General features: G+C 73.1%; 6 protein-coding genes. 5 read left to right on the top strand and 1 reads right to left on the bottom strand.

Features of this window, described 5'->3' with window-relative positions:
- The coding region (locus tag Q6969_RS12080; RefSeq protein WP_317230661.1) for an Rne/Rng family ribonuclease at positions 1-2,273 on the top strand (2,273 nt) is incomplete at its 5' end.
- Positions 2,274-2,360: 87 nt separating this feature from the next.
- Here Q6969_RS12080 and Q6969_RS12075 read toward each other — a convergent pair.
- Entirely contained in the window at positions 2,361-2,639 is a 279-nt protein-coding gene (locus Q6969_RS12075) for a DUF4031 domain-containing protein (RefSeq protein WP_317230660.1), read from the bottom strand.
- 285 nt (positions 2,640-2,924) lie between these two features.
- On the opposite strand from Q6969_RS12075, the gene rplU reads away from it, so the two are divergent.
- The 4 genes from rplU to proB all read left to right on the top strand — a co-directional run bounded on the left by rplU (position 2,925) and on the right by proB (position 5,951).
- Complete coding sequence (gene rplU, locus Q6969_RS12070; RefSeq protein WP_012038175.1) at positions 2,925-3,233, top strand: 50S ribosomal protein L21; 309 nt, start codon at positions 2,925-2,927, stop codon at positions 3,231-3,233.
- Between the two features lie 23 nt (positions 3,234-3,256).
- On the top strand, positions 3,257-3,511 hold the full coding sequence (rpmA, locus tag Q6969_RS12065; RefSeq protein WP_012299161.1) for a 50S ribosomal protein L27: 255 nt from the start codon (positions 3,257-3,259) through the stop codon (positions 3,509-3,511).
- Positions 3,512-3,629: 118 nt separating this feature from the next.
- A complete protein-coding gene (obgE, locus tag Q6969_RS12060; RefSeq protein WP_317230659.1) occupies positions 3,630-5,168 on the top strand; it encodes a GTPase ObgE in 1,539 nt (512 codons plus the stop codon).
- Positions 5,169-5,171: 3 nt separating this feature from the next.
- Entirely contained in the window at positions 5,172-5,951 is a 780-nt protein-coding gene (gene proB / locus Q6969_RS12055) for a glutamate 5-kinase (protein WP_317230658.1), read from the top strand.
- Positions 5,952-6,119: the final 168 nt, after the last annotated feature.

Genomic DNA, 6,119 nt, shown 5'->3' with positions numbered 1-6,119 from the left:
GCGACGGCCGCGTGCGCGACCGCGAGGACGACCACGACGACGAGGACGACGCCCCGTCGGTGCGCCGCCGCGCGCGCCGCCGCTCCGGCGAGGAGGGCCGCGACGGCGACGACGCGCCCGGCACCGTCGTCAAGGTCCGCACGCCCCGCGAGCCGGAGCTCATCACCGAGCCGCAGCGCATCAAGGGCTCCACCCGCCTCGAGGCCAAGAAGCAGCGCCGCCGCGACGGCCGCGACGCCGGACGCCGTCGCCCCGTGCTCACGGAGTCGGAGTACCTGGCGCGCCGCGAGTCGGTCGACCGCAGCATGATCGTGCGCTCGCGCGACGGCAAGATCCAGATCGGCGTGCTCGAGGACCAGGTGCTCGTGGAGCACTACGTCGCCCGCGCCGACGAGGCCTCCCTCATCGGCAACGTCTACCTGGGCCGGGTCCAGAACGTGCTCCCCAGCATGGAGGCCGCCTTCATCGACATCGGCCGCGGCCGCAACGCCGTGCTCTACTCGGGCGAGGTCGACTGGGAGGCCGCCAACGCCGACAAGGGCGGCGGCAGCCACGCCCGCCGCATCGAGGTCGCGCTGAAGCCCGGCGACCGCGTCCTCGTGCAGGTCACCAAGGACCCGGTGGGCCACAAGGGCGCCCGCCTCACCAGCCAGGTCAGCCTCCCCGGCCGCTACCTCGTGTACGTCCCCAACGGGTCCATGAACGGCATCAGCCGCAAGCTCCCCGACACCGAGCGCGCGCGTCTGAAGAAGACGCTCAAGGAGGTGCTGCCCGAGAACGTGGGCGTCATCGTCCGCACCGCGGCCGAGGGCGCGACGGAGGAGCAGCTGAAGCTCGACGTCGAGCGGCTCACGTCGCAGTGGGCGGAGATCAGCCGCCAGGTCGAGAAGGCGCAGGCGCCCGCGCTGCTGCACTCCGAGCCCGACCTGCTGCTGAAGATCATCCGCGACGTGTTCAACGAGGACTTCCACAAGCTCGTCATCGACGGCGGCGACGCCCAGGAGATCATCGAGGGCTACCTCCGCGGGGTGGCCCCCGACCTCATCGACCGGGTCGAGACGTACCGCGGCGAGAAGGACTCGTTCGACGAGCACCGCGTCAGCGAGCAGATCGAGAAGGCGCTCGACCGCAAGGTCTGGCTGCCGTCCGGCGGCTCGCTCGTCATCGACCGCACCGAGGCCATGACCGTGGTCGACGTCAACACGGGCAAGTTCGTCGGATCCGGCGGCAACCTCGAGGAGACCGTCACCAAGAACAACCTCGAGGCCGCGGAGGAGATCGTCCGCCAGATGCGCCTGCGGGACATCGGCGGCATCATCGTCGTCGACTTCATCGACATGGTGCTCGAGACCAACCGCGACCTCGTGCTCCGCCGCCTGGTGGAGTGCCTGAGCCGCGACCGCACGAAGCACCAGGTCGCCGAGGTCACCTCGCTCGGGCTCGTTCAGATGACCCGCAAGAAGCTCGGACTCGGGCTGCTGGAGTCGTTCTCGGCGAACTGCGAGACGTGCGCCGGGCGGGGCATCATCATCCACCACGACCCGCTCATGGCGCACAAGCAGACGCCGCAGGAGCCGATCCAGGGCCAGGGCCGCCGTCGCGGCGGCAAGGGACAGGAGCACGGCGGCGGGAACGGCGCCGGCAACGGCGGCGGGCGCGGCGGCGGCCAGGCGCAGCAGCAGCAGCAGCGCACGCCAGCGGCCAGCACCCACAGCATCACCGACGACGCGCGCTCCGCCCTCGCGAAGATCGCGACGAGCACCATCCAGACGGTGAACGAGGCCATCGACCGGGTCGAGGACGTCGTCCGGACGCCCGACGACGGGACCGCGGCTCGCGCGGCGGAGCCCGCCGTGCCCGCGGCGGCGTCCACGGACGAGCAGCCGCGCGGCGACCGTCCGCGCCGGAGCCGGGGCGGCCGGGGACGCGCGTCCTCCGCGACCGCCGAGGCGCCGGAGACGCGGACGCCCGTCGAGACCGCGGCTCCCGCCGAGGACCCGACGCCCGTCGACGCCGCCGTCGAGGAGCCCGCGCTCTCGACGCTGGAGCCGCGCGAGGCCATCCGCCTGGAGCCCGTGCAGATCCTCGACATCCCCGTCGCGAGCGCCCGCACGGCGCCGCGCCGCGTCAGCTCCGCCGACGCGGAGCAGCTCCTCGGCTCCGTGCTCGACGCGCTGCCGCAGCCCAAGGAGCCGGGACAGGGCCGCGCGCGCAGCCGCCGGGTCTCGACCGCGACGCTGACGACGCCGGCCCCGACCGACGACGCGAGCTGATCCCGCGGCCGTCCCCGTGGCGGCCGCACGACGAGGGGCCCGGAGCGCATGCTCCGGGCCCCTGGTCGTGCGCCGTGCGGACGGCGGTCAGGCCTCGGGCGCCCTGCGCTCGCGCTGGGTGACGCGCAGCCCGCTGGCCTGCAGCCTCCGCACCAGGTCCCGGTTCGACACGGGGAGGGCGCCGCGCGCCACCAGCTCCGCGTGCCGCGCCTCCGGCACGTCGTAGTGGTCGCGGTCGAAGCTCCGCTCCGGGATCCCGGCGGCGCGCGCGAAGGCGTGCAGCTCGTCGAGCGACGCGTCGCTCACCAGGTGCGCCCACAGCGTGCCGTGCGCGGGCCACGCGGGTCGGTCGAGGAGCACGGTCATCCTGCGAGCATAGGCAGGCGCCCGCCGCGTCGGATCCCGTGTCGGTCCCCGTCGCGACGCGCCCGGCGCGCGTGCGGCGATGCACCCGGATGCTCGCGTATGATCCATGGAGGACGCCGGGGGTCCGCGGTTTGACCCCTGTCCGGCGTTCCGGTAACGTGAGTCGCTGGCATGCGCCGACCCCCGAGGTCGTGCGCCTGCATGCAGACTTCCTCCAATGATTCGGGCCACAGGGCGTCATGTCCCCAGTGAGTCAAGCCCGCGAGAGAAAACAGGTACGGAAAAGTGGTTTACGCAGTTGTGCGCGCCGGCGGTCGGCAGGAGAAGGTCGAGGTCGGGACCATCGTCACGATGGACCGGGTCAAGAACCAGCAGAGCGGCAAGGTCGTGCTCCCCGCGGTCCTGCTCGTCGACGGCGACACCATCACCACGGACGCCGCGAAGCTCGCCGACGTCACCGTCAGCGCCGAGATCCTGAACGACCTCCGCGGTCCCAAGATCGTCATCCAGAAGTTCAAGAACAAGACCGGGTACAAGAAGCGCCAGGGGCACCGCCAGGACCTCACGCGCGTCCAGGTCACCGAGATCAACTAGCACGAGAACGCAGGGAGAAGCAGATGGCACACAAGAAGGGCGCGAGCTCTACCCGCAACGGCCGTGACTCGAACGCCCAGCGCCTCGGCGTGAAGCGCTTCGGCGGCCAGGTCGTCGGCGCCGGCGAGATCATCGTCCGCCAGCGCGGCACGCACTTCCACCCCGGCGTCAACGTCGGCCGTGGCGGCGACGACACGCTGTTCGCCCTCTCCGCCGGCTCGGTGGAGTTCGGCGTCAAGGGCGGCCGCAAGGTCGTCAACATCGTCGTCCCGGCCTAGCGCAGGCCGACAGCACGATCCTGCAGCGGCTCTGCCGCGCAGCACCTCAAGGGCGGGCCTCGGCCCGCCCTTGCGTGCGTTCCGCAGGAGACACCCCGAGAAGAAACGAGCGACAGACATGGCGACATTCGTCGACACCGTGACCCTCCACCTGCGGGCGGGAAACGGCGGCAACGGCTGCGTCTCTGTCCGCCGCGAGAAGTTCAAGCCCCTCGCCGGACCCGACGGCGGCAACGGCGGCAACGGCGGGGACATCGTCCTCGTCGCCGATCCGCAGGTCACGACCCTGCTGGCCTACCACCGCGGCCCGCACCGCTCCTCCCGGAACGGCGGCCCCGGCATGGGCGACCACCGCCACGGCACGCTGGGCGAGACCCTCGAGCTCCCCGTGCCCGTCGGGACGGTCGTCAAGGACGCCGACGGCCAGGAGCTCGCCGACATGGCCACGCCCGGCATGCGCTTCGTCGCGGCCGAGGCCGGGCAGGGCGGGCTCGGCAACGCGTCGCTCGCCACCACCAAGCGCAAGGCCCCCGGCTTCGCGCTCCTCGGCACGCAGGGCTACGAGGGCGACGTCGTCCTCGAGCTGAAGGTCGTCGCCGACGTGGCGCTCGTCGGCTACCCGTCCGCGGGCAAGTCGAGCCTCGTCGCGTCCATCTCCGCCGCGAAGCCGAAGATCGCCGACTACCCGTTCACGACCCTGCACCCGAACCTCGGCGTGGTCGAGGTGGCGGACTCCCGGTACACCGTCGCCGACGTGCCCGGGCTCATCGAGGGCGCGAGCGAGGGCAAGGGCCTCGGTCTCGAGTTCCTCCGCCACGTCGAGCGCTGCTCCGCGCTGCTGCACGTCCTGGACTGCGCGACGCTCGATCCCGGACGGGACCCGATCTCGGACCTCGACATCATCCTCACCGAGCTCGCCGCGTACCCGGTGCCCGCGGGCCAGGTGCCGCTGCTCGAGCGCCCCCAGCTCATCGCGCTGAACAAGATCGACGTCCCGGAGGCCCAGGAGCTCGCCGAGCTCGTGCGCCCCGAGCTCGAGGCGCGCGGCTACCGCGTGTTCGACATCTCCACGGTCAGCCACGAGGGCCTGCGCCAGCTGTCCTTCGCCCTGGCCGAGCTCGTGGAGGACGCCCGCGCCAAGGCGGCCGAGGAGCCCGAGGTCCCGCGCATCGTGCTGCGTCCGCGGGCGGTGGACGAGAAGCCCTTCACCATCCGCGTCGACGGCGGCAGCTACGGCGACATCTACCGGGTGCTCGGCACGAAGCCGGAGCGCTGGGTGCAGCAGACCGACTTCACCAACGACGAGGCCGTCGGCTACCTGGCGGACCGGCTCGCGAAGCTCGGCGTCGAGGACGGGCTGTTCAAGGCCGGGGCCGTCGCCGGATCCAGCGTCGTCATCGGCGAGGGCAGCGGCGTGGTCTTCGACTGGGAGCCCACCCTGACCTCCACCGCGGAGCTCATCACGAGCCCGCGCGGCGCGGACGCCCGCGTCGACCCGCTCAACCGCCGCACCAACCAGGCGCGTCGCGAGGACTACTTCGCCCGCATGGACGCCAAGGCCGAGGCGCGGGCTCAGCTCGTGCGCGAGGGCGAGGCCGGGCTGTGGGCGGACGACGACGCGACCGACGAGGACGCCCCCGCGGACGAGAGGGCGTAGTCGATGGGCACGACCGCGCGCGCGGGCATCGCCACGGCCCGCCGCATCGTCGTGAAGGTGGGCTCGTCGTCCATCAGCGGCGAGAACGCCGGGCAGATCGGTCCCCTCGTGGACGCGATCGCGGCGGTCCACGCGCGCGGGGCCGAGGTCGTCCTGGTGTCGTCGGGCGCGATCGCCACGGGCATGCCGTTCCTCCGCCTCGACGACCGCCCGGCGGACCTCGCGACGCAGCAGGCGGCCGCGGCGGTCGGGCAGAGCGTGCTCGTCTTCCGCTACCAGGAGAGCCTCGACCGCTACGGCATCGTCGCGGGGCAGGTGCTCCTCACCGCCGGCGACCTGGCCGCGCCGGACCACCGCGAGAACGCGCAGCGCGCCATGGAGCGCCTCCTCGGCCTCCGGCTCCTGCCCATCGTCAACGAGAACGACACGGTGGCGACGCACGAGATCCGCTTCGGCGACAACGACCGGCTGGCGGCGCTCGTCGCGCGGCTGGTCGACGCGGACCTCCTGCTGCTCCTCTCCGACGTGGACGCGCTCTACACGCGACCGCCCCAGGAGCCGGGCGCGCGCCGCATCGAGCACGTCGACTTCGGCGACGAGCTCGCGGGCGTCGAGATCGGCAGCACCGGCACGGGCGTCGGCACCGGGGGAGCGGTCACCAAGGTCGCCGCCGCGCGCCTGGCCACGGAGGCCGGCACGGGCGTGCTCCTCACCTCGACCGCGCAGGTCGCGGATGCCCTCGGCGGCGGACACGTCGGCACCTGGTTCGCCCCCCGCGCCTGACCGGCGCCGCGATCCGCCGCACGCCGCGCGTCCACCCCGTCGTCGGACCGCTGGCTAGGCTTCCGTCCATGCCCACGATCGCCTCCACCGCTCCCGCCGCGCCCGACGCCCGCACCGCGCACACCGGCGCCCCCGGCCCGGACGCCGAGCTCGAGCGGATCCTGGGGG

The organism is Clavibacter sp. MX14-G9D (genome assembly GCF_032917815.1).
Lineage (GTDB): Bacteria > Actinomycetota > Actinomycetes > Actinomycetales > Microbacteriaceae > Clavibacter > Clavibacter michiganensis_K.
The sequence above is the reverse complement of the archived record's forward strand: the minus strand, read 5'-3'. Positions and strand labels throughout refer to the sequence as shown.

Bases quoted from the DNA above. Each gene is read 5' to 3' on its own strand.
- Q6969_RS12075 (WP_317230660.1), bottom strand. From the start codon at position 2,639: ATGACCGTGCTCCTCGACCGACCCGCGTGGCCCGCGCACGGCACGCTG.
- rpmA (WP_012299161.1), top strand. From the start codon at position 3,257: ATGGCACACAAGAAGGGCGCGAGCTCTACCCGCAACGGCCGTGACTCG.
- proB (WP_317230658.1), top strand. From the start codon at position 5,172: ATGGGCACGACCGCGCGCGCGGGCATCGCCACGGCCCGCCGCATCGTC.
- obgE (WP_317230659.1), top strand. From the start codon at position 3,630: ATGGCGACATTCGTCGACACCGTGACCCTCCACCTGCGGGCGGGAAAC.